At 65.9% G+C, this 23,172-nt stretch carries 22 protein-coding genes; 14 read left to right on the top strand and 8 right to left on the bottom strand.

What is annotated here, in order from left to right:
- Nucleotides 1–150: 150 nt before the first annotated feature.
- Both OCUBac02_RS14355 and OCUBac02_RS14350 read right to left on the bottom strand, forming a co-directional pair.
- Nucleotides 151–909 carry a helix-turn-helix transcriptional regulator gene (locus OCUBac02_RS14355; RefSeq protein WP_173046511.1) on the bottom strand — a complete coding sequence of 253 codons (759 nt, stop codon included), beginning with the start codon at nucleotides 907–909 and terminating at the stop codon, nucleotides 151–153.
- Between the two features lie 250 nt (nucleotides 910–1,159).
- A complete protein-coding gene (locus OCUBac02_RS14350) occupies nucleotides 1,160–1,522 on the bottom strand; it encodes a hypothetical protein (protein ID WP_047579752.1) in 363 nt (120 codons plus the stop codon).
- A 1,363-nt stretch (nucleotides 1,523–2,885) separates the two neighbouring features.
- Between OCUBac02_RS14350 and OCUBac02_RS14340 the strand changes: the two genes are divergently transcribed.
- Entirely contained in the window at nucleotides 2,886–3,728 is an 843-nt protein-coding gene (locus OCUBac02_RS14340; protein WP_173046509.1) for a MipA/OmpV family protein, read from the top strand.
- Between the two features lie 110 nt (nucleotides 3,729–3,838).
- On the opposite strand, the gene ndk is transcribed toward OCUBac02_RS14340, so the two are convergent.
- A complete protein-coding gene (ndk, locus tag OCUBac02_RS14335; RefSeq protein ID WP_047579744.1) occupies nucleotides 3,839–4,261 on the bottom strand; it encodes a nucleoside-diphosphate kinase in 423 nt (140 codons plus the stop codon).
- 164 nt (nucleotides 4,262–4,425) lie between these two features.
- Here ndk and OCUBac02_RS27515 point away from each other — a divergent pair, with 164 nt between their 5' ends.
- The gene (locus OCUBac02_RS27515) at nucleotides 4,426–4,560 is read left to right on the top strand and encodes a hypothetical protein (protein WP_280528818.1); all 135 of its coding nucleotides are present in this window, start codon (nucleotides 4,426–4,428) and stop codon (nucleotides 4,558–4,560) included.
- Between the two features lie 43 nt (nucleotides 4,561–4,603).
- Here OCUBac02_RS27515 and OCUBac02_RS14330 read toward each other — a convergent pair whose 3' ends face one another.
- Nucleotides 4,604–4,873: a hypothetical protein gene (locus OCUBac02_RS14330; RefSeq protein WP_047579746.1), complete on the bottom strand. Its 270-nt coding sequence runs from the start codon at nucleotides 4,871–4,873 to the stop codon at nucleotides 4,604–4,606.
- 353 nt (nucleotides 4,874–5,226) lie between these two features.
- Between OCUBac02_RS14330 and OCUBac02_RS14325 the strand changes: the two genes are divergently transcribed.
- Nucleotides 5,227–5,613, top strand: a complete 387-nt coding sequence (locus tag OCUBac02_RS14325) for a DUF2147 domain-containing protein (RefSeq protein WP_047579748.1) — start codon at nucleotides 5,227–5,229, stop codon at nucleotides 5,611–5,613.
- Between the two features lie 126 nt (nucleotides 5,614–5,739).
- On the opposite strand, the gene OCUBac02_RS14320 is transcribed toward OCUBac02_RS14325, so the two are convergent.
- The 3 genes from OCUBac02_RS14320 to purM all read right to left on the bottom strand — a co-directional run bounded on the left by OCUBac02_RS14320 (nucleotide 5,740) and on the right by purM (nucleotide 8,321).
- Nucleotides 5,740–6,447, bottom strand: coding sequence for a glutathione S-transferase N-terminal domain-containing protein (locus tag OCUBac02_RS14320; protein ID WP_173046507.1), 708 nt, complete (start codon nucleotides 6,445–6,447; stop codon nucleotides 5,740–5,742).
- Between the two features lie 174 nt (nucleotides 6,448–6,621).
- The gene (gene purN, locus OCUBac02_RS14315) at nucleotides 6,622–7,251 is read right to left on the bottom strand and encodes a phosphoribosylglycinamide formyltransferase (RefSeq protein ID WP_173046505.1); all 630 of its coding nucleotides are present in this window, start codon (nucleotides 7,249–7,251) and stop codon (nucleotides 6,622–6,624) included.
- A complete protein-coding gene (gene purM / locus OCUBac02_RS14310) occupies nucleotides 7,248–8,321 on the bottom strand; it encodes a phosphoribosylformylglycinamidine cyclo-ligase (RefSeq protein WP_173046503.1) in 1,074 nt (357 codons plus the stop codon). Before purM ends, purN begins: the two co-directional genes overlap by 4 nt.
- Before the next feature lie 281 nt (nucleotides 8,322–8,602).
- On the opposite strand from purM, the gene OCUBac02_RS14305 reads away from it, so the two are divergent.
- The 5 genes from OCUBac02_RS14305 (at nucleotide 8,603) to ppx (ending at nucleotide 14,869) form a co-directional block, all read left to right on the top strand.
- Nucleotides 8,603–9,133 (top strand): CDP-alcohol phosphatidyltransferase family protein, encoded by a 531-nt coding sequence (locus OCUBac02_RS14305; protein WP_173046501.1) that lies wholly within the window; start codon nucleotides 8,603–8,605, stop codon nucleotides 9,131–9,133.
- 93 nt (nucleotides 9,134–9,226) lie between these two features.
- Entirely contained in the window at nucleotides 9,227–10,336 is a 1,110-nt protein-coding gene (locus tag OCUBac02_RS14300) for an AI-2E family transporter (RefSeq protein WP_173046499.1), read from the top strand.
- Nucleotides 10,337–10,343: 7 nt separating this feature from the next.
- Nucleotides 10,344–11,042 (top strand): P-loop NTPase family protein, encoded by a 699-nt coding sequence (locus OCUBac02_RS14295; RefSeq protein ID WP_047578220.1) that lies wholly within the window; start codon nucleotides 10,344–10,346, stop codon nucleotides 11,040–11,042.
- Nucleotides 11,043–11,163: 121 nt separating this feature from the next.
- Nucleotides 11,164–13,359 carry an RNA degradosome polyphosphate kinase gene (locus OCUBac02_RS14290; RefSeq protein ID WP_244638944.1) on the top strand — a complete coding sequence of 732 codons (2,196 nt, stop codon included), beginning with the start codon at nucleotides 11,164–11,166 and terminating at the stop codon, nucleotides 13,357–13,359.
- Nucleotides 13,295–14,869 (top strand): exopolyphosphatase, encoded by a 1,575-nt coding sequence (gene ppx, locus OCUBac02_RS14285; RefSeq protein ID WP_280528817.1) that lies wholly within the window; start codon nucleotides 13,295–13,297, stop codon nucleotides 14,867–14,869. The genes OCUBac02_RS14290 and ppx overlap by 65 nt, the downstream gene beginning before the upstream one ends.
- Nucleotides 14,870–15,057: 188 nt before the next feature.
- Here the strand turns inward: ppx and metC are convergent, their stop codons facing one another.
- On the bottom strand, nucleotides 15,058–16,248 hold the full coding sequence (metC, locus tag OCUBac02_RS14280) for a cystathionine beta-lyase (protein ID WP_173046496.1): 1,191 nt from the start codon (nucleotides 16,246–16,248) through the stop codon (nucleotides 15,058–15,060).
- 266 nt (nucleotides 16,249–16,514) lie between these two features.
- Between metC and OCUBac02_RS14275 the strand changes: the two genes are divergently transcribed.
- The 6 genes from OCUBac02_RS14275 (at nucleotide 16,515) to OCUBac02_RS14250 (ending at nucleotide 22,982) form a co-directional block, all read left to right on the top strand.
- On the top strand, nucleotides 16,515–17,537 hold the full coding sequence (locus OCUBac02_RS14275) for an amino acid ABC transporter substrate-binding protein (RefSeq protein WP_047575123.1): 1,023 nt from the start codon (nucleotides 16,515–16,517) through the stop codon (nucleotides 17,535–17,537).
- Between the two features lie 160 nt (nucleotides 17,538–17,697).
- A complete protein-coding gene (locus tag OCUBac02_RS14270) occupies nucleotides 17,698–18,723 on the top strand; it encodes an amino acid ABC transporter substrate-binding protein (protein WP_244638943.1) in 1,026 nt (341 codons plus the stop codon).
- 368 nt (nucleotides 18,724–19,091) lie between these two features.
- On the top strand, nucleotides 19,092–20,288 hold the full coding sequence (locus tag OCUBac02_RS14265; protein ID WP_244638942.1) for an amino acid ABC transporter permease: 1,197 nt from the start codon (nucleotides 19,092–19,094) through the stop codon (nucleotides 20,286–20,288).
- 10 nt (nucleotides 20,289–20,298) lie between these two features.
- Entirely contained in the window at nucleotides 20,299–21,678 is a 1,380-nt protein-coding gene (locus OCUBac02_RS14260; RefSeq protein ID WP_047575121.1) for an amino acid ABC transporter permease, read from the top strand.
- Nucleotides 21,679–21,713: 35 nt separating this feature from the next.
- Nucleotides 21,714–22,493, top strand: coding sequence for an amino acid ABC transporter ATP-binding protein (locus tag OCUBac02_RS14255; RefSeq protein WP_280528816.1), 780 nt, complete (start codon nucleotides 21,714–21,716; stop codon nucleotides 22,491–22,493).
- A gap of 207 nt (nucleotides 22,494–22,700) precedes the next feature.
- Nucleotides 22,701–22,982 (top strand): hypothetical protein, encoded by a 282-nt coding sequence (locus OCUBac02_RS14250; protein ID WP_047575996.1) that lies wholly within the window; start codon nucleotides 22,701–22,703, stop codon nucleotides 22,980–22,982.
- The last annotated feature ends 190 nt before the right edge of the window (nucleotides 22,983–23,172 follow it).

Here is a 23,172-nt window from a genome sequence, read left to right as displayed (position 1 = left end):
CGCGGGGAGCCTAGTGTTATCCCCGGCTTGGGCTCCGCCGGAACCCGTCGAGACACTTCGTATCGTGTTGGCTATCCGATGCGACAATAAGGAGATAGGTCATCAGGGAGATAGATCATCATTGCCGCGTCCGACAGGGCGCGATCTGATCTAGGCCGCGACGCTGCCTTCGGCGTTCGCGGATAATCCACCGCCTTCGCGCTTGCAGCGCTCCCATTCCTCGCGGGCTCTCTCTTCCTCTTTCTGCCAGCGGCGGAAAAGGTCGGCGCGGCGGGCGGGGTAGCGCTCCTCCAGCGCGACGAGATCGGTGATGCGGTCCGTGCGGAAATGGCGGAAGGCCTGTCTGAGTTCGCACCAGGCGATGACGATCCGAACCCGCTCGTAGAATGTCATGCCGATCGGCCAGATCATGCGCTGAGTCGCGTGGCCGCTCTCGTCGCTGTACTGGATCGAGAGCTTGCGGCCGTTGCGGATGGCGACGCGCACGGCCGCGACATCGACCTGGTCGGCCGGCACGTCGCCGGGATGGGACGCGGCGAACAGCGCGCCGTCGAGCAGGATCGGCCGCAGATGCGGGGGCAGCACGGCCGCGACCTTGCTGACGACATCCTCCGCGGCGCGTGCCAACACAGGGTCCGCGCGCTCGCTCAGCCAGCGCATGCCGACCAGCACGGCCTCGATCTCGTCGGGCGACAGCATCAGCGGCGGCAGGTCGAAACCGGCATCGAGCACATAGCCGATGCCGGCCTCGCCGCGCACCGGAACGCCCTGGCGCACCAGCGCGCCGATGTCGCGGTAGACTGTGCGCACGGAGACATCGAGCTCGGAAGCCAGCGTCTCGGCGGTCACGGGGCGCCTGCGGCGACGCAGGCTCTGAATCATGTCGAGCAATCGTTCAGCGCGCTGCACGGCGGCGTCTCCCCCACTCGTCTCCTGGCCCAACAGCCACGCCGTTCGAGCGCGGGGACCGAACGGATCATGATGTGGACCTGCGGCAGAATGGCTCAGCCGCGCTGACAGTTTCTGTCAGCAGTCTGTCAGCAGCAAGGCGGAAAGGAGAGGGCTTCCCCGACATACGCGCGGTCATCCCGGGTTTCCCTCCGGTGCCGGGATGATCCGCGCATTCCAAGAGAGTGCGAAAGCCGGCGCGGTCGTCAGCTCAGAACGGCCGCTTCAGCTTGCACTGGTCGACGAAGCGCAAGCCCTTCTCGCGGGCCGTATCGTTGAAATAGCCGGTGTCGCGGAAGGCCTGGATCTCGTCCTTGGTCATCGCGTTGACCGTGCCCTTGGCGTAGCAGCTGCAAGGGGTGTGGACAGCCTCGCGCGTCGTGCCCATGAGCTGCGACTGCGTTATCAGGCAGGCGTCGAAGGCGCGCAGCTGGATCATGTAGGGCGTCAGGTTCTTCGCCGTCGGGTCCGGCGGCGGCAAGGTCGTCGAGCTGCTCGCGGCATAAGCCGAAACGCTCGCCAGAATCGACAAACCACCGGCCAGAACGACCGCACCCATCCGCCGCATCTTCATGATTCCGCCTGCCCTTCGAGAACGGAGCGCAGCGAAGACCAGGATGCCGAGCCCGTGCTTCGGCATGGCCATAGAGCGGCCGCAAGGTCAAGAGGCGGACTGCTCCGGGAATGCCGATTTCATGGGCGGTGCGACCCGTTCGACGCGCCCCCGCGGTCTTGCCGGCCGCTTCGAAGCCCTTGTGCAGTCGGTCAATGCCAGATGGCCGGTGTCCCAGTACCCGTTTGGGCCGGGCGGCTTAGTCGTTGCTGGGCAACGATCAGTCGATCTCGGGCGCGCTCTCGGCCAGTTCGAGGAACACCGCCGCGCAGAGCAGCCAGAGGATCGCCACGTTCATGATCATCGCTCCTCCTGGAGTGCTTTCGCAGAGCCACGCCGGCTCCGCGGCCCATTCTTCCCGTGATCGATTAACGACCGGTAATCGCGCTGCCGGGGCTTATGGGGAGAGATCGGCCAGCCGAAATCCGGGTGACGACGGGATCGATCTTGTTTCTTCAAGAATCGACACGGCGCGGGGCGTTGGCGGCCATCTCTCTCGGACCATGTCATATCCGGGCTCGCGGTGCCGGAAACCACAAGGATGAGCGGGCCGGTGACTGGAGGTCCCGACCCGCTCGCCAGGGCCGGCGGCGGCCCCTCGCCGTCACGGGCCGCCCGTCCGGGCGCGAAACAGCAGCCGGCAGGCGATACGGAACCGGGGCTGTCAGGATTCGTTCAGGTCCAGCGGACGATCATCGCGGCAGGAGGAAACCTCAATGCGGTTCTCAGCTATCGCACCGGTAATGCTTTTCGGAATGCTTGCGACGGCTGCCCATGCCATGCCGGTGGCGGGGCTTCCGTCGCGTACGGACATCCATCGCGTTCAGATGGTGTGCACGCCTCAAAGCTGCATCGATCAGCGCACGGGCGTCTATACGCGATCGACCTGCAACGCTTACGGCTGTCGCCAGTTGGGCGGACCGGTCGGCCGGCTGCCCGGATATGGCCGCGGCCGGGCCTATGGCTATGGTCCGGGCTATGGCCGTGCCCCGGACTATGACGGGAGAGGCTATGGCGGCCCGGGCTATGGCGGCCGGGGTTATCGAGGCGGGCAGCGCGGCCCCGCCTACTATCCTCCCACGTGCAGCGAATGCTAGAGCAGGCGCCTGCAACAAGGGAGCGTGATCGGCGCCTGCCGGACTGCGGGGCGCCCATGACGGCATGCCGACGGCCGACAAACCTCGCAACGCATGCGGCTCCGCAAGATCAACCGCTTGATAATGCTGAATATAACGAAATGGGAACCTTAACCGCCCATTAAACCTCCTCCGCCAGATTGCGGGCATCGCCTATCGGAGACGCCATGGCGTCGGAGTTGTGGATCATGCGTTGCGTTGCGTATCTGGCGGGTCTTTCGACCTGCCTCGCCCTGTCCCTTTCGGGCCAGGCTCAGGCCCAGTCACGGGACTACTCGACCCTGACCTCGCCCCAGTCGGCGCAGAACTGGTACATCACGCTGGGCGCCGGCGTGCGCTACCAGCCCGACTATACCGGCTCGGACGATTACGTCTTCCGCGCCCGCCCGATCATCTCGCTCGGCCGCGGCCTGAAGAGCACGTGGTGGAGCGCCGAGGACGATGCGATGCTCAGCATCGGCGTCTTCTCCGGCCAGGGCTGGCGCATCGGCTTCTCGGGCGACCTGCTCTGGAAGCGCTCGGCCAAGGTCAACCCGGCTCTCGTCGCCGTACCGGCCACCAAGTTCGGAGCCGAGCTCGGCGGCTTCGCCGAGTTCTATCCGACCTCCTGGCTGCGCGGCCGCGTCGACCTGCGCCGCGGCGTCGCCGCCCATGACGGCGTCGTCGCCGATTTCAAGCTCGATGCTTTCTCGACCGTCGGCACCTGGACGCTCGGCATCGGCCCGCGCATGCGGATCACCTCCGCCGACTATGTCCGGACCTATTTCGGCACCGGCGGCGCGATGCCCGGCACCGGCGGTCTGCTGCAGCGCTACAATGCCGGCGTCCACACGGTCGGCGCGCTGGCGCAGGTCACCTATCACTGGTCCGAGCAGCTCAAGACCACGGCCTATGTCGAGTACAAGCGCCTCGTCGGCGACGCCACGCGCTCCCCGATCGTCAGGCCGTTCGGCTCGCGGGATTCGCTCACCATCGGCCTGTCGGCGAGCTATTCGTTCGACACGGGATCGAACTACTCCTTCGGGCTCTGAGAAGCCGCCATGCCGGAGCGGGGCCTCGCCCCGCCGCGGTGCGCGATACGCAAAAGAAAAGGCGGGCCGGAAACCGGCGCGCCTTTCCGCTTTTCAGCAGGCGGCTGAAATCAGCCGACGATCTCGTTGCCCGAGAAGAACTGCGCGATCTCGATCGCGGCGGTCTCCGGAGCATCCGAGCCGTGCACGGTGTTCTCGCCGACCGAAAGCGCGAAGAGCTTGCGGACGGTGCCCTCGGCCGCGTTGGCCGGGTTGGTGGCTCCCATCACTTCGCGATACTTGGCGATGCCGTCCTCGCCTTCCAGGACCTGCACGACGACCGGGCCGGAGGTCATGAACTCGACGAGCTCGCCGAAGAACGGACGGGCCGAGTGGACGGCATAGAAGGTCTCGGCCTGGGCCTTGGTCATCTGGATGCGCTTCTGCGCGACGATGCGCAGGCCAGCCTTCTCGATGACCGCGTTGACCGCGCCGGTGAGATTGCGCTTCGTCGCGTCGGGCTTGAGAATGGAGAAGGTACGCTGGACAGCCATCGATCGATCCTTGGAAGGGGTACGGAAAAGGGAAATGCGGCGCGCTTATAGCTGCCGCCTTCGCACCCCACAAGGCTCGTGCGCAGGGCCGTCATGCCCGAAATCGATGAGCCGGCGGCTCAATTCGATGTTAGATTACGGCGTTGACGTCAAGGAGCCTGCCTATGCTGCTCATTGGTCTCGCCTTCGCCAGCTGCCTGGCGCTGCTTTGTGAAATCCTGTCGGTCACGCCCGATTCCATCACCCGGGATCGCAGGGGCAACCAGCCCCCGCCCTCGGGCGGCGTCGCGGCGTTCTGAACGGCGCCGCAGGGCGCCATCCTTATGGGTGCCGAACGTGGCCTCAATGCCGCGTCAGGAAGGCGCGGGCCTCGCGCAAGGCCGTTGCGATCTCGTCGCGGTTCATTTCGAGAGCCAGTTCCTGGCGATGCGCCGCGGCCCGGGCACAGCCGCGGGCAAAGGCTACATTGAACCAGGTCTGCGCCTTGACCAGATCGACGGCCCCGGCGCGCCCCGAGGCGTGCATCAGGCCGAGTTCGTAATAGGCTTCCGCCGACACCTCTGCCGGTATCACCAGCGAAGCGGGAACCGCGCTCATCTCCATGCGTGCCATGACAAACCACCCTCTTGTCGTTGTGCCGGCCACCCGTCCAAGGCCCCGGCTGATGAGGGCGAGACTGGGCCCGATCTTTAAAATGCGTCCTAAATTTCGCGATGAATCGAGTCTCAACGAGACGTCATCAAGCGGTTAAATCAACGAAGGATTCATCTCGGAATCGCGAGAAGCCGAATGAATTCAATGGCCTGATCTTGCGTCATCGCCACGCCCGTTGAGAATGGATTTACCTTGCGCAACGGAAGCAGCGGAAACCTCTTCCGCAACGACAGCTTGGAGCCCGGCGAAATCCGCGATATAGTTCATATCTGAACCATGCAGCCATAGCTGGTCGATTACGGGAGGATCGGATGCATCACGGAACCGGAGCGAAACTCGCTGCCTTCGCCGCGCTCGGCCTGCTGGCGGGTGTCTCAGGCGCCGCGGCACAAGAGGTCGTCGGCACCTGGGAGCGCGACACCGGCGCCTCGCGCGTGCGCTTCACGAAGTGCGGCGAGGCGCTCTGCGGCTCGCTCTCCTGGCTCAAGGACACGAGCGGCCCGGCTAAGGTCGGCCAGCGCATTTTCTACGACATGAAGCCGAACGGCGCGAACAAGTGGAGCGGCAGCGCCTTCAACCCGGAGGACGGCAAGACCTATTCGGGCACGATGACGCTCTCCGGCAATACGCTGACCACGGCCGGCTGCGTCATGGGCGGGCTGATCTGCCGCTCGGTGAAGTGGAATCGGATGAACTGAACTCGACGTCATGCTCGCCCTTTTGGCGACCATCCACGTCTTGAACGCGGCCTTGCATCAGCCAAAGACGTGCATGGTCGGGACAAGCCCGACCATGCCGCCTGTGCTTTCGATGACAGCCCGCGCTCACCGCGCCTTCTGGCCGAACAGGACCGCCTTCTCCTCGGGCGTGCTGATGCCGGCCGGGTTGCGCAAGTCCTCGCCGACCTTGATGCCGCGCTGCACGGCGGGCCGCGCCAGCATCGTCTCCAGCCAGTGCGCGACGTTCGGGAACTGCTTGAGGTCCTGGCCCTGCTTTTCCCACCCGCGGGCCCAGCCGATGCAGGCCATGTCGGCGATCGAATAGTCGCCACAGATATAGTCGCGGCCTTCGAGGCGCTTGTTCAGCACGCCGTAAAGGCGGTTCGCCTCGTTGGTGTAGCGGTCGATCGCATAGGGCACCGGCTCGGGCGCATAGAGGCGGAAATGATGGGTCTGGCCGAGCATCGGGCCGAAGCCGCCCATCTGCCAGAACAGCCATTCGTCGACCTCGACGCGGGCGCGCTCGTCCTGCGGATAGAACTGGCCGGTCTTGCGGCCGAGATATTGCAGGATCGCGCCGGATTCGAAGACCGAGATCGGCTTGCCGTCCGGCCCGTCGGGATCGACGATCGCCGGCATGCGGTTGTTCGGCGAGATCGCCAGGAAATCCGGCTTGAACTGGTCGCCCTTGCCGATATTCACCGGGACGATCGCGTAGGGCAGCCCGAGCTCTTCGAGCATGATGGTGATCTTGAAGCCGTTCGGCGTCGGCCAGTAATAGAGGTCGATCGGCTTGGCGGGGGCTTCGGACATCGGTCGCTTCCTTTCAGGCGGGAGGCCTCGCCTCCCAACGTAGGAAGCTTCGCACGGGCCCGGAAGGGGCTGTGGTGCGCTCCCGGCGCGACCGCGCCATGTCTGAAGTGAACCCTGAGAACCTCCAGCAAAGCCCGCGAGTCTCGATGCCGGATTTGTCAGAGACTTTAAGTCTCATTCCCCGCCGCGGACGACCGCGCCGTCTGCGAGCGTCGCGCGGCCGGAGGCGACCTCGGCCAGCGCCGCGGGATAGAGCTTGTGCTCCTCGACGAGGACTCGCGTGGACAGCGTCTCCTCGTCGTCGCCGGGGAGGACCGGCACCTTCGCCTGCAGGATCACCGGGCCGGCATCGAGCTCGGGCACGACGAAATGCACCGAGCAGCCATGTTCCGCGACGCCGGCCTCCAGAGCCTGCCGATGCGTATGCGTACCCTTGAACAAGGGCAGCAGCGAGGGGTGGATGTTGATCATCCGCCCTTCCCAGCGCGCCACGAACCAGGGCGTCAGGATGCGCATGAAGCCGGCGAGCACGATGAGGTCGATCTGGTTGATCCGCAGCACTTCATCGACCGCGCGCTCGAAGGCCTCGCGGTCCTTGCCGAAAGAGCGGTGATCGACCGTCGCGGTGGCGATGCCGAAATCGCGTGCGCGATCGAGCCCGGCGACATCGGGGATGTTCGAGATGACCAGCGCGATCTCGGCCGGATAGGCCGGCGCCTGCGCGGCCTCAGCCAGCGAGACCATGTTGGAGCCGCGCCCGGAGATCAGCACCCCGACGCGCTTGCGGGGAGGGGCGGCGCTCACAGCGAGAGCTTGCCGCGATAGCCGACCTGCTCCTCGCCGGCAACGACGGGGACGATCTCGCCGAGCTTCACCGGCGCCTCGCCGGCCGCCTTCAGCGCGGCGAGGACTTCATCCGCCTTGTTCGCCTGCGCTGCGACGATCATGCCGATGCCGCAGTTGAAGGTGCGCAGCATCTCACGCTCGGCGACACCGCCGACCCTGGCGAGCCAGCCGAAGACCGCCGGAACCGGGATCGAAACCAGGTCGAGCGCGACGCCGAGCCCCTCCGGCAGCACGCGCGGAATATTGTCGGGGAAGCCGCCGCCGGTGATATGCGCCAGGGCCTTGATGCCGTCGGTCGCTTTCAGCGCCTGCAGGAGCGGCTTCACATAGATGCGGGTCGGCTCCAGCAACGCTTCGGCAAGGCTCCTGTCCGGCGCGAAGGGGGCGGGCGCCTGCCAGCCGAGGCCGCTGAGCGCCACGATGCGGCGGACGAGCGAATAGCCGTTCGAATGGACTCCGGAGGAGGGCAGGCCGAACACCACGTCGCCCGGCTTCAGGTCCTCGCGCGGCAGGAGCGTGCCGCGCTCGGCCGCGCCGACCGCGAAGCCGGCGAGGTCGTAATCCTTCTCGGCATACATGCCGGGCATCTCGGCGGTCTCGCCGCCGATCAGGGCGCAGCCGGCCTGCCGGCAGCCATCGGCGATGCCGCGCACGATCTCGACACCGACCTTCGGATCGAGCTTGCCGGTGGCGTAATAGTCGAGGAAGAGCAGCGGCTCGGCGCCCTGCACGATCAGGTCGTTGACGCACATCGCGACGAGGTCGATGCCGATCGTCGAATGCAGCCCGCTCTCGATCGCGATCTTCACCTTTGTGCCGACGCCGTCATTGGCCGCAACCAGGATCGGGTCGCTGAAGCCGGCGGCCTTGAGGTCGAACAAGCCGCCGAACCCGCCGATCTCGGCGTCCGCGCCCGGCCGGCGCGTCGCACGCACCAGCGGCTTGATCTCGTCGACCATGGCGTTGCCGGCGTCGATATCGACGCCCGCCTGCGCATAGGTCAGTCCGTTTGCGCCGGGCTTGCTCATTGCGTGTCGCCTTCCTTCTGCTCGCGCGAGCGATAGGCAAGCGCGCCCGCGCTGGCAAGGCATATGCGGGCGCATTGTTGGTTTCTCACAGACCAACCCGCGTCATCCCGGGCGACCGGAGGGAGACCCGGGATCCATGCCGGAGCGTTTCCGATGAAGGTTCTGGCATGGATCCCGGATCGGCGCCTTATGGACGGCTTGTTCGGGGTGACCGCGCGGAAAAGTGACGTGACGCGCACGAGCCTCTGGCGTCGTATCGCGCATTGGGCAAAGCTCCCGCCATGACGATCCCCAATCTGATCACCATCGGCCGCGTTTTCCTGGTGCCGCTGGTCATCGTCATGATCGCTGGCGCGAACTGGCAGGCGGCCTTCATTCTCTTCGTCGTCGCCGGCATCTCGGATGCGGTCGACGGCTTCCTCGCCAAGCGCTGCGGCATGGCGAGCGAGCTGGGGGCCTGGCTCGATCCGGTCGCAGACAAGGCGCTGATCGTCTCGATCTACATCACGCTCGCCGTGGTCGGGGCGATCCCGGTCTGGCTCGTCGCGCTCGTGGTCGCGCGCGATCTCATGATCGTGGCGGCGGTGATCCTGTCCTGGCTGCTCGACAAGCCGCTGACGATCGCGCCCATCGTCGTCAGCAAGCTCAATACGGCGGCGCAGATCGGCTTCGCCGCGCTGGCACTGGGCTCGCGTGCCTTCGGCATCGAGCTCGGCTCGCTGGCGCTCGCCTGTGAACTCCTGGTCGCTCTGTTGACGGTCGCCTCGATGACCGCCTATCTCGCCTTCTGGCTGCGCCACATGGCAGGTTGACGGGGCTTGATCCGGCCGAACGGCTTGGAACTGCGGGCTACGATGCACATCTGACATATCCCGCTGGCCGTGATACGCGAGAGAGGCTGATCGATGACGTTGCAGCGCCAGATCGGCTTCTGGGTCGGGTCCCTTCTGATATTCGTCCTGTTTCTCGTCGTGCTGCGCGACGTGCTGCTGCCCTTCATCGCGGCGCTGGCCCTGGCCTACCTGCTCGATCCGCTGGCCGACCGGCTGGAGCGCATGGGCATGAACCGGCTGGCGGCGACGATCGTCATCCTCGTCGTGTTCCTGCTCATCTTCGTGCTGGGGCTGGTGCTGCTCGCGCCTTTGCTCGGCCAGCAGCTTGCCGGCCTCGTCGCCCGCTTGCCGGGCGATGCCGCCAAGCTGCAGGCGCTGGTGCTGGAGAAGGGGGCGCCCTGGCTCGAGCGTTTCGGCGGAACGGAGCTGACCAAGGAGGCGCAGAATTCGCTCGGCAACCTCGTCGGCGACGGCATGAAATGGATCGGCGGCCTGCTGCAATCGCTCTGGAGCGGCGGAACCGCCATCGTCGGCGTATTCTCGCTCCTGGTGCTGACGCCGGTCATCGCCTTCTACCTGCTGGTTGACTGGGACCGCATGGTCGCGACCGTCGACAGCTGGCTGCCGCTCGATCATCGCGACACGATCCGCGGCCTGCTGCACGAGATGGACATGGCGATCGCGGGCTTCCTGCGCGGGCAGGCGCTGGTCTGCGTGCTGCTCGGCGGCTTCTACGCCATCGGCCTGAGCGTGATCGGCGTCAATTTCGGCGCGCTGATCGGCATCATTTCGGGCTTCCTCTCCTTCATCCCCTATGTCGGCTCGCTCACCGGTCTGGTGCTCTCGGTCGGTGTCGCCACGGTGCAGTTCTGGCCGGACTGGACCTGGCCGCTGGCGACGCTCGGGGTCTTCCTCGCCGGGCAGTTCCTGGAGGGAAACATCTTCCAGCCCAAGTTCGTCGGCGATTCCATTGGCGTGCACCCGGTCTGGCTGATGTTCGCGCTGCTCGCCTTCGGCTCGCTGTTCGGCTTCGTCGGCCTGCTGCTGGCCGTGCCGCTCGCGGCCGTCATCGGCGTGCTCTGCCGCTTCGCCTTGCGGCAATACCTCGCCAGCAACCTCTATCACGGCGGCGATGCCACCCGCGCGGCGGCGGCGAAGGCGCGTATCGACGCCGACGCCTGAGTTCCTCATGTCCGACATTCCACCGCGCCCGCGCCAGCTTGCCTTCGACCTGCCGGTCGACAGCCGCCATGGCGTCGAGGATTTCCTGGTCGGCGCCTCCAACGAGGCGGCCTATGGCCTGATCGAGCGCTGGCCGGCCTGGCCGGAGGCTTGGCTGCGCCTGACCGGGCCGGAAGGCGCCGGCAAGACCCATCTCGCGGCGATCTGGGCGCGTGCCGCCCATGCCTGGACGATCCCCGCGAAGGAATTGAGCGAGGCACAGGTGCCGCATCTCGTTTCCGGCGGCGCATTGGTGATCGAGGATTGCGATGCCGGCGCCCTCGACGAGCGCGCGCTGTTCCACCTGATGAACGCGATCAAGGCGCGGGGCGGCTTCCTGCTGCTGACGGCGCGCAGCGCGCCCGATCTCTGGGGCCTGAGCGTGCCGGACCTGCTCTCGCGTCTCCGGCTGGCGCCGGCCGCCACGATCGAGCCGCCGGATGACGGCCTGCTGCGGGCGCTATTGGTCAAGCTCTTCATCGACCGCCAGCTCGTGGTCGACATTGCCGTGATCGACGCACTCGCCATGCGGATGGAGCGCTCCTTTGCCGCCGCGCGTCAGGTTGTCGATCGGCTCGACCGGCTCGCGCTGGAACGCGGCCGGCGGGTGACGCGGCCGCTGGTGCAGGAGGCGCTGGCGGAACTGTTTCCGGGCGAGGCGGGTTGAGCCCGGCCGTCTCTGCGCAAGCCTCATGCTTCAAATCATGTCGCTTGTCATCGAACCGTCGCACTAGAATGGCTTCAACGGCAGCATGAGCGGAAAGACGACCAGGACGCGAGCCAAGCGCATGACCCTCGACACCGTGATCGACGAGCCGGAGAAGCTGTCCAGCGAGGCCGATGCGGCGCCCCTGCGCCAGCAGCCGGAGCGCTTCATGAACCGCGAGCTCTCCTGGCTCCAGTTCAACCGGCGCGTCATGGAGGAAGCCTCGAATCGCAGCCACCCGCTGCTGGAGCAGCTCCGCTTCCTCTCGATCTCCGCCAACAATCTCGACGAGTTCTTCATGGTCCGCGTCTCCGGCCTGCGTGAGCAGCTCAAGGCCGGCGTCGTCACGCGCAGCCAGGACGGCCTGACGCCGGCCGGCCAGCTCGTCGCCATCGGCGAGGCGGTCGCGGCGCTGACCGCCGACCAGCAGGCGCGCTGGGCGGAACTTCGCCACGAGTTGCACGAGAACCGCATCCACTTGCTGCAGCCGGCCGATATCGGCCCGCAGGATCGGATCTGGCTTGAGGACTACTTCCTCAACTACATCTTTCCGGTGCTGACGCCGCTGGCGATCGACCCGGCCCATCCTTTCCCCTTCATCCCGAATCTCGGCTTCACCATCGCGCTGGCGTTGGAGCGCAAGAGCGACGGGCGCCAGCTCGACGCGCTGATCCGCGTGCCCACCAAGATCGACCGCTTCGTCGAATTGCCGGATCTGGCGCGCGAAGGGCTGCATCGCTTCATCGCGCTCGACGACGCGGTCTCGCTGTTCATCAGCAAGCTCTTCCCCGGATACGAGGTGAAAGGTGCCGGTTCATTCCGCATCATCCGCGACTCCGATCTCGATATCGAGGAGGAGGCGGAGGATCTCGTCCGCGTCTTCGAGACCATGCTCAAGCAGCGCCGGCTCGGCGTCGTCATCCGGCTCGAACTTTCGACCGGCATGCCCGACCATCTGCGCCGGATGATCGTGCGCGAGCTTAAGGTGGACAGCGACGAGGTCGTCGAGGTCAACGGCATGATCGGCCTGAACGAGCTCTCGCAGCTCGTCGGGACCGACCGGCCGGACCTCAAGTTCAAGCCCTACAACGCCCGCTTCCCCGAGCGCATCCGCGAGCATGGCGGCGACTGCTTCGCCGCAATCCGCCAGAAGGACCTGCTCGTCCATCACCCCTATGAGAGCTTCGACGTCGTCGTTCAGTTCCTGCAGCAGGCGGCACGCGACCCCAATGTCGTCGCGATCAAGCAGACGCTCTACCGCACCTCGGCCAATTCGCCGATCGTCAAGGCGTTGACCGAGGCGGCCGAGGCCGGCAAGTCGGTCACCGCGCTGGTCGAACTCAAGGCCCGCTTCGACGAAGAGGCGAATATCCGCTGGGCCAAGGAGATGGAGCGCGCCGGAGTCCAGGTCGTCTACGGCTTCATCGAGCTCAAGACCCATGCCAAGCTGTCATTGGTCGTGCGCCGCGAGGCCGGCCAGCTCGTCAGCTACTGCCATATCGCGACCGGCAACTACCACCCGATCACGGCGCGCATCTATACCGACGTCTCCTTCTTCACGGCCGATCCGGTGATCGCGCAGGATGTCGCGCGCATCTTCAACTTCATCACGGGCTATGCCGAGCCGGCCGGGCTGGAGCGCATGGCGGTCTCGCCGACCAGCCTGAAGCAGCGCCTGCTTGCCGACATCGCCGAGGAGGTCGCCCATGTGAAGGCCGGTCGCAAGGGCGCGATCTGGGGCAAGTGCAACTCGCTCGTCGACCCCGAGATCATCGATGCGCTCTATGACGCCAGCCAGGCCGGCGTCGAGATCGATTTCGTCGTGCGCGGCATCTGCTGCCTGCGTCCGGGCGTACCGGGTCTCTCGGAGAACATCCGCGTCAAGTCGATCATCGGCCGCTTCCTCGAGCATACCCGCATCTACGCCTTCGGCGCCGGCCACGGCATGCCCGGCCCCAAGGCCAAGATCTACATTTCCTCGGCTGACCTGATGCCGCGCAATCTCGACCGCCGCGTCGAGGCGTTGACCCCGATCCTGAACCCGACCGTGCATCAGCAGTTGCTGGATCAGATCATGTTGGCCAACCTGCTCGACAACGAGCAGAGCTGGACGATATTGCCCGATGGCGGCTCGCGCCGCATTGTCCCCGCGCCGAACGAAGAGCCGTTCAATGCGCATAAGTACTTCATGACGAACCCGAGTCTGTCCGGACGTGGAAAATCGCTCTCCAATTCGAGTCCCCGCTCCCTCTCGCGCCGAGGGGGACGTAAGGCCTGAGCTCCGGCATGCGCCGGGGCGGCTCGCGCTGTCCCATACCATCGCCATCGTCGATATCGGCTCGAACTCGGTCCGCCTCGTCGTCTACGAGATGCTGGCGCGCGCGCCTTCGCAGGTCTTCAACGAGAAGGAGATGGCGGGTCTCGGCCGGCAGGTCGCGTCGACCGGCCGGCTCGCCGACGATGCCATCGCCAAGGCGATCAACGCGCTGGTGCGCTTCCGCATCCTCTGCGAGGCGATGCATGTCGGCGAGGTCCGCGTCATCGCCACCGCCGCGGCACGCTATGCCAGCAATGGGCCCGAATTCATCGCCCGCGCCGAGGAGGCGATCGGCCAGCCGATCGAACTGATCTCGGGCGGGCGCGAGGCCGTGCTCTCGGGCCTCGGCGTGATCTCGGGCTTCGACAACCCCGACGGCGTGGTCGGCGACCTCGGCGGCGGCAGCCTGGAGCTGATCTCGGTCAAGGACGGCGCAGTGGGGCAGGGCGCCAGCGTCCCCCTCGGCGGCCTCGCTCTGCTCGATCGCTCGAAGGGCTCGCTCAAGGCGGCCGAGAAGATCGTCAAGGACGAGCTCGACAAGCTGCCGCAGCTTGCCGCGATGAAGGGGCGCGATTTCTATGCGGTCGGCGGCACCTGGCGCGCGCTCGCCACGCTCCACCAGCATCGCGCGGCCTATCCGCTGAACGTGATGCATGGCTATTCCGTGCCGACGCGCGACGTCGCCGATTTCGTCAAGCTGGTCGAGCGGGCCGACGTCTCGGTGCTCGACGCGATCGATTCGGTGTCTTCGGCCCGCCGCCCGCTCCTGGCCTATGGCGCGCTGGTGCTCGACGAATTGATCAAGCGCGGCAAGCCGCGCGAGATCATCATCTCGGCGCAGGGCGTGCGCGAAGGGCTGCTGCACGAGCAGCTCTCGCCGGAGGAGCAGAGCGCCGACCCGCTGATGCAGGCCGCGCGCGACTACAATCTGTTGCGCGCTCGGGACCCGCGCCACGCGGCCGAGCTGATAGGCTGGACCCGCGGCATCCTGGAGACGGCCGGCCTGCCGCAGGACGAGCCGTCCAGCCGGATGATCGAGACCGTCTGCCTGCTCTCCGACATCGGCTGGCGCGCCCATCCCGATTATCGCGGCGAGCAGAGCATGAACGTCATCGCCCATGCTTATTTCACCGGTATCGACCATGTCGGCCGCGCCTTCCTGGCCCTGACGATCTTTCACCGCTATGCCGGGATGAAGGCCAGTTCGCCGGCCGCGGCCGGGCTGAAGACGCTGCTGTCCCCGGCGGTCCTGGCGCGCGCGCAATTGATCGCGGCGATCTTCCGTGTCGCCTATCTGCTATCGGCCGGCATGGCCGGCATCCTGCCGCGCATTCCGGCTGCCTGTGTCGACAACCGCCTGCTGCTGCGCTTTCCCGACGACCTGTCGGCGCTGGCGAGCGACCGTGTCGAGGGCCGGCTCAAGCAGCTCGCGAAGCTGTTGGGGCGGGACTTCGAGATCGGCAAGATCTGAGGCGCACGGCGCGACGGCGTCGAAACACGCCCTTTGTCATTCCGGAGCGCGCCGCAGGCGCGAACCCGGAAGCCACGACCGGGGGAGATATAGGTGTTCGGTTGTGAACTTCGCGCCCGGTCGTGGTTTCCGGGTTCTTCGCTACGCGAAGCCCCGGAATGACAATGAACCGCGCCGCCTGAGGCCGTTCACCCCGCCGCGCGCAGCCTCGCGAAGCCGGCGTCGAGATCGGCCTTGATGTCCTCGATATCCTCAAGGCCGATATGGATGCGGATCGTCGGCCCCTTGAAGCCCGGCGTCGTCGCGGTGCGGTAGTCCCTGCAGTCGAAGGGCAGGACAAGGCTCTCGTAGCCGCCCCACGAGGCGCCGATGCCGAACAGCGTCAGTCCGTCCAGCATCGCGCCGACGGCCGTCATCGAAACCGGCTTCAGTTCGAAGGTGAAGAGCGAGGACGCGCCGGTGAAGTCGCGCTTCCAGATCTCGTGGCCGGGCGCGCCGGGCAGGGCCGGGTGCAGAACATCGGCGACCTCCGGCCGATCGCGCAGCCATTCGGCCATGGCGAGGCCGGCCGGCATCTGCTCCTTCAGGCGGATCGCCATCGTGCGCATCCCGCGCAGCGTCAGGAAGGCATCTTCCGGAGCGACGATCAGGCCGAGCTGGTTCCAGGCCGCGCGCAGCTTCTTGAACAGCTCCGGCGTGCGGGCCGAGACGGTGCCGATCAGCACGTCCGAATGCGCGGCGTAATATTTCGTGCCCGCCTGCACCGAGAGGTCGACGCCGAAGCCATGGGCATCGAAGAACAAGGGGGTCGCCCAAGTATTGTCCATCGCGACCAGGATGTCGCGCTGGCGCGCGGCGGCTACGATGGCCGGGATGTCCTGCATCTCGAAGGTCTGCGAGCCCGGCGCCTCGGTCCAGATCGCCTTGGTGTTCGGCTTGAACAGCGTGGCGATGTCGCCGCCGATCAGCGGGTCGTAATAGGTCGTCTCGACGCCCATCCGCTTCAGGAAGGTGTCGCAGAAGATCCGCGTCGGCCGATAGACGCTGTCCGTCACCAGAACGTGATCGCCGGCCGAGAGCAGGGTCAGGAAGGCGAGCGTGCAGGCCATCAGCCCCGACGGCGTCGCGACGACGCCGGCGCCGCCCTCGATCGTGTTGGCGGCGGCCATCAGCGCGTCGAGCGTCGGGTTGCCGTCCGTGCCGTAGGTGTAGCGCGCCTTGCGCACCAGGAAGTCTTCCGTGTTCGGATAGACGACGGTCGAGCCTCGTACGATAGGCGGATTGACAAAGCCGTAGCTATCGGCGGGGTCACGGCCTGCCAGCACGAGGCGGGTACGCTCGCCGAGGCGCGCAAATTCAGGCGAAGTCAGCTTTTTCATGGAACGGCACGGCCAGAAAGCGGGAAAAATCAGGGTCAGGCTTGACCACTCCCCACAAACTCGCATGTGATGTATGCATTGAACAAGGGGCGGCTCATGCGCATGGCGGTTGCTTGACGCTCATGGGACGCTCTGGCAATCGACGTGAGGATATGGGGACGCCGCGCGAAAGCGGGATCAACCGAGCGGCGAAAATGCCGCCGGCGGCGGGACCAGCAATATCTTCCGGCAGTTGCCGGATAACGGGGTCCAACGGGAGAGTACCGATGAAAAAGTTTGTTGCAGCCGCTCTTGCGGCGGGAATCGGCATGGCGCTGTCCGCGACCGGGGCTTCGGCCCAGGCCACGCTGGCGCAAGTCAAGCAGCGCGGCATCCTGAACTGCGGTTCGAACACCGGCCTCGCCGGCTTCGGCGTGCCGGATGCTCAGGGCAATTGGAAGGGGCTCGACGTCGACGTCTGCCGCGCGATCTCGGCCGCGATCTTCAACGACCCCAACAAGGTGAAGTTCATCCCGCTCTCGTCGAAGGACCGCTTCACGGCGCTCCAGTCGGGCGAGATCGACGTGCTCGTCCGCAATTCGACCTGGACGATGACGCGCGACGCCTCGCTCGGCCTGCTCTTCACCGGCGTGAACTACTATGACGGCCAGGGCTTCCTGGTTCGCAAGAAGCTCGGCGTGAATTCGGCGCTTCAGCTCAACGGCGCCTCGGTCTGCACCCAGCAGGGCACCACGACCGAGCTGAACCTCGCCGACTACTTCCGCTCCAACAACCTGAAATACGAGGTCGTCGCCTTCGCGACCTCGGACGAGACGATCAAGGCCTATGATGCCGGCCGCTGCGACGCCTTCACCACGGACGCCTCGGGCCTCTATGCCGAGCGCCTGAAGCTGGCGAATCCGGACGAGCATATCGTTCTGCCGGAAATCATCTCGAAGGAGCCGCTCGGCCCGTCCGTGCGCAGCAACGACTCGCAATGGTTCAACCTGGTGAAATGGGTTGGCTTCGCCATGCTGAATGCCGAGGAGCTCGGCGTCACCCAGGCGAATGTCGACCAGCAGCTCAAGTCCGAGAATCCGGAGATCAAGCGCCTGCTCGGCACCGAGGGCAAGTTCGGCGAGCAGATCGGCCTGACGCCGGACTGGGTCGTCCGCATCGTCAAGCTCGTCGGCAATTACGGCGAATCCTTCGAGCGCAACGTGGGCCAGGGCTCGCTGCTCAAGATCGCGCGCGGCCAGAACGCTCTCTGGACCAAGGGCGGTCTGCAATACGCGCCTCCGGTTCGCTGAGAAGCTTGCGGGGCGCCGGTCGAACCGGCGCCCCGATTCCGTTTCGTGCTTGCGCCTTGAGGCGGGTTCCGCCGACGGCGCACGGGATTTGAGTGTTCGATTGCCGCACGGTGCCGTTGCTGCTGTCGTCCAGGGCCTGTTCGCCATGGGAAAAGCAAGCATGCTGTCCCTCGCCGCGATGGCACTCGCCACCTTCGCGATCATTGTGCCGGCAAGCGGACGGGCTGCTCCGGAGGGCGGCTTGCTGGAGCAGGTCAGGCGTCGCGGCGCCGTGATCTGCGGCGTGGCGCCTTCGCTGGCCGGATTCTCGATTCCCGACAGGGAAGGGCGCTGGACCGGATTCGATGTCGATCTCTGCCGGGCGGTCGCCGCCGCGATCTTCGACGATCCCGAGAAGGTACGTTTCGTCCCGCTTCTGTCGAAGGACCGTTTCACGGCGCTGCAGACGGGCGAGGTGGATCTGCTGTCGCGGACATCGACCTGGTCCATGGCGCGCGACACGGCGCTCGGCCTCAACTTCACCGGCATCAATTTCTACGGCGGCGAGGGCTTCATGGTCCGGCGAAAGCTCGGTCTGAACTCGGCCCTCGAGCTTGCGGGCGCCTCGGTCTGCGTCGAGCAGGGCACCACCACGGAACTCAACGTCGCCGACTTCTTCCGCGGCCATGGCCTGAAATACGAGATCGTCGCCTTCAAGGGCAGCGAGGAGACCGTCGACGCCTATGCCAGCGGCCGTTGCGATGCATTCGCTTATGACCGTTCGGGTCTCGCGATCCAGCGGATGAAGCTTGCGACGCCGGAGGAGCACGTCATCCTGCCCGAGACGATCTCGAAGGAGCCGCTCGGCCCTGCCGTCCGTCATGGCGACGACCAATGGTTCGATCTGGTCAAATGGACGCTCTTCGCCATGCTGAACGCCGAGGAGATGGGGGTCGGCCAGAGCAATGCCGCGGCGATGCGGGCGTCGGAGCGTCCGGATGTGCGCCGGCTGCTCGGAATCGAGGGGGATTTCGGCGAGGCGCTGGGGCTCGATCGCGATTGGGCCTATCGCATCCTGCGTCATGTCGGCAATTATGGTGAATCTTTTGAGCGAAACCTCGGTCGGGACTCGCCTCTGAAGATCGAACGTGGCCAGAATGCGCTGTGGACTCGGGGCGGGCTGCAATACGCTCCGCCGATCCGCTGAACCGGACCGGATCGAAGCCGGCCGATCGAATGTAACGGAGCCTGAGGCTCCGGAAGGGACGAAGACAATGGGGCAGGATCCGGGGCGTCTGGCCCGGGACTTGCTGGCAAGCCGAGAGCGGGATCAACCCGCTCCGAACAGGGGAACGGCATGAAGATCATCGTTGCGCCGGCTTCTGCCGGCGCCGGATATCCGTCGCAGCGCGTGGCGCGGGCGGGAACCGGGGGCTGAACAAGGCGTGCGCGGCCGGCCGGTCGGGTGCGCGTCGCAAGACCAGAACAGTGGCACGGACAACAAGACGACCGCGGCGCAACCGCACCGCTGCAGGATCGCCGGCCACGACAAGCGAAGCAAAAAGGGCGTGACAGGTGTCGAGCATTCCCAGCGAACAGGTATCACCCGGCAAGGCGTCGTTGTTCTACGACCCGAAGATCCGCGGCTATGTCTATCAGATCGCTCTGGTGGCGATCGTCGCCTTCCTGATCTGGTCGGCGGCATCGAATGCGATCGAGAACCTGCGTGCGCAGAAGATCGCCTCCGGCTTCGGCTTCTGGCACAACGCCGCCGGGTTCGACGTCAACCAGAAGCTGATTCCGTTTTCGGCATCCGGTGGTTCGACCTATGGCGACGCTTTCCTCGTCGGCCTGCTCAACACGTTGCTGGTCGCGGGGCTCGGCATCGTCCTGGCGACGTTCCTCGGCTTCTTCATCGGCGTGGCCCGACTGTCGCACAACTGGGTGATCGCCAAGCTCGCGATGATCTATGTCGAGGGCATCCGCAACATCCCGCTGCTGCTCCAGCTCTTCATCTGGTACAACGCGGTGCTGAAACCGCTGCCCAACCCGCGCCAGTCGATCGCGCTGCCGGGTGGGACGCTGCTCAACAACCGCGGCCTCTACCTTCCCGATCCGCAGCTCGGTCCGGGCGGCAGCCTGATCGTCTGGGCGTTCCTGATCGGCGTCGCTGCGACCTTCGTCTTCCGCTCCTGGGCTCGCAAGCAGCAGGCGGCGACCGGCCGGCAGTACCCGATCGGATGGGTTGCGCTCGGCCTGATCGTGGTTCTGCCCCTGCTGGTCTATTTCGTCACCGGCCGGCCTGTCTCCTTCATCTATCCGGAGCTCGCCGGCTTCAACCTGCGCGGCGGCATCCAGATCTTTCCTGAATTCGTCGCGCTGCTGATCGGTCTGACCACTTATACGGCGGGCTTCATCGCCGAGGTCGTGCGCGCCGGCATCCTCGCCGTGTCGAAAGGCCAGACCGAGGCGGCCCATGCGCTGGGCCTTCGCAACGGGCCGACGCTGAAGCTCGTCGTCATCCCGCAGGCGATGCGCGTCATCATCCCGCCGCTGACCTCGAACTACCTCAACCTGACCAAGAACTCGTCGCTGGCGGTGGTGATCGGTTATCCCGATCTCGTGCAGGTCTTCACCGGCACGGTGCTGAACCAGACCGGACAGGCGGTCGAGGTCGTGGCGATCACGATGGCGGTCTATCTGACGATCTCGCTGGTGACGTCGCTGTTCATGAACATCTACAACAAGCGCATGGCGCTGGTGGAACGGTGAGGGCCGCGCGATGACTGACGCAACGACCGAAAACGCGCCCTACGCCTTCGTCCGCAAGGAGACGCTGCCGCAGGAGCCGGCGCCGCTCTCCGTCGCCGGCCCGCTGGCCTGGATCAGGGCAAACCTGTTCTCCAGCCCGCTCAACGCGATCCTGACGCTGCTCTGCGTCTGGTTCGTCATCGACACGGTCCCCGGGCTGGTCCGTTTCTACATTCTCGATGCGGTCTGGACCGGCACGAACCGCGACGCCTGCCTCGCCGACAAGGTCGGGCGGCCGGTCGGTGCCTGCTGGGCCTATGTCGCGGATCGCACCCAGTACTTCATCTACGGCTCCTACCCGGTGACCGAGCGCTGGCGCGTCAACATCGTCTTCGTGATGTTCGCGCTGGGCGTGGTCTGGCTGCTCTGGACCAGGGCTCCGCAGAAGAAGGTCGGCGCCTTCTTCTTCTTCGTCGTGATGCCGGCGAGCGCCTTCATCCTGCTGCTCGGCGGCGCATCGGCGGAGGGCTTCCTGCGCTTCCTGATCATCGTCACGGTCGCGCTGGCAGCGCTGTATCTGGTGGTCTCCTTCGCGCCCGGGCTGATGAAGTTCTGGATCGGCGAGGGACAGCTCGCGGTCGAGGAGGCGATGCCGGCCTGGCAGCGCTTCTCCGGGCCGAAGACGCTGATCCTGATGTCGCTCGTCGTCTTCGGGGTGCTCGCGATCCTTGCCGACAAGATCGGCCTGCCGCGCGTCGATACCGGCCTCTGGGGCGGCATGACCGTCACCTTCCTGATATCCGCGGTGGGCATCGTCTTCTCGCTGCCGCTCGGCGTCCTGCTCGCGCTCGGCCGCCGCTCGCGGCTGCCGGCGATCCAGCTGATCTCGGTGATCTTCATCGAGTTCGTGCGCGGCGTGCCGCTGATCACCGTTCTCTTCATGGCCAACACCATGCTTCCCCTCTTCGTGCCGCAGGAATGGTCGCCCGACCGGCTGCTGCGGCCGCTGGTTGGCGTCGCGCTCTTTGCGGCGGCCTATATGGCGGAGGTGGTGCGCGGCGGCCTGCAGGCCATGCCGAAAGGCCAGTACGAGGGTGCCATGTCGCTCGGCCTCGGCTACTGGCAGATGATGCGCCTGATCATCCTGCCGCAGGCCCTGCGTATCGTGATCCCGGGCATCGTCAACACCTTCATCGGCCTGTTCAAGGATACGACGCTGGTTGCCATCGTCGGCATCTTCGATTTCCTGCGCACCATCGAGGCGACGCTGATCGATCCGACCTGGGCGACGCCGGTGACGCGCTCGACAGGCTACGCGTTCGCCGCCATCTTCTATTTCCTGTGCTGCTGGGGCATGTCGCGCTACTCGATCGCGGTCGAGAAGCGCCTCGCCGCCGGCCAAAAACGCTGAGAGGGACGACAACCATGGCAATGGCAGAAACCAAGATGACCGATACGCGTCCCGCGGCGCTGAAGCCGACGGCTTTGAACACGGCGACGGCGGTTGAGATGATCGGCGTGAACAAGTGGTATGGCGAGTTCCACGTTCTGCGCGACATCAACCTGAAGGTCGAGCGCGGCGAGAAGCTGGTCATCTGCGGCCCGTCAGGCTCGGGCAAGTCGACGATGATCCGCTGCATCAACCGTCTCGAGGAGCACCAGAAGGGTCAGATCATCGTCGACGGGACGGAGCTGACCAACGATCTCAAGAAGATCGACGAGATCCGCCGCGATGTCGGGATGGTTTTCCAGCACTTCAACCTGTTCCCGCATCTGACGATCCTGGAGAACCTGACGCTGGCTCCGATCTGGGTGAAGAAGATGCCCAAGAAGGACGCCGAGGAGGTGGCGATGCACTATCTCAAGCGCGTCAAGATCCCCGAGCAGGCGGCGAAGTATCCGGGCCAGCTTTCGGGCGGCCAGCAGCAGCGCGTGGCGATCGCGCGCTCGCTGTGCATGAGCCCGAAGATCATGCTGTTCGACGAGCCGACCTCGGCGCTCGATCCCGAGATGGTCAAGGAGGTGCTCGACACCATGGTCTCGCTGGCCGACGAGGGCATGACCATGCTCTGCGTCACCCACGAGATGGGCTTCGCCCGCCAGGTCGCCGACCGCGTCATCTTCATGGATGCCGGCCAGATCGTCGAGATGAACACCCCCGACGAATTCTTCAAGAACCCCCAGCACGAGCGCACAAAGCTCTTCCTATCCCAGATCCTGCACTGAGCGCGCGATCTTTCGTCATCGCTTGCGAGCGCGCCGGCCCCGCCGGCGCGCTTTGCGTTTCAGGCACATCCGGAGCGCTGGGTCGCACGGGTGGGGCGCGTCGGCCGACGAAGCGTGAGAGCGAACGTCTCCCGCGAGACTGCAGGCTGTCCTGTTTCGGAACGAATCCAAGCCTGATCCGTTGCTGACGGGAACGGAGGATACGCCATGAAACGTCTTGTTCCCGCCCTGGTCGCCGGGATTCTGCTGAGCTGCGGAGCGCAGGCTCAATCGATCAATATCGGTCCGGGCGGCGTCAGCGTCGATCCGCGCTCGCCCCGTGAGAGAGCTATCGATCGCGAGATCCGCGAGGAGCGGCGCGATCGCTATGAGCGTCGTCGCGAGCGGGAGTGGCGCCGCGCGAATTCCCGCAGGGATTGTCGCACGGTGACGACCGAACGCGAAACCCGGCGCGGTGTCGTGCGACGGACGACCCGCGTCTGCGACTAACGGCACCGGGTCGCTTTGCAAACGCCCGCAGCGCCGAGCGCTGCGGGCTTTTTATCGGGTGAGCCGACGTCCTTGGAAACAAGGTGGTCTGCTCTGGTCGGGGATATGGTTTCGCATGGGGACGCTGGCGAGGCGAGGCCTGTTGTCGGGGAAAGCCCGCGATGACGGTCTCGTCCTGAGTGGAAGCGGC

It is taken from the genome of Bosea sp. ANAM02 (genome assembly GCF_011764485.1).
GTDB lineage: Bacteria > Pseudomonadota > Alphaproteobacteria > Rhizobiales > Beijerinckiaceae > Allobosea.
The sequence above is the reverse complement of the archived record's forward strand: the minus strand, read 5'-3'. Positions and strand labels throughout refer to the sequence as shown.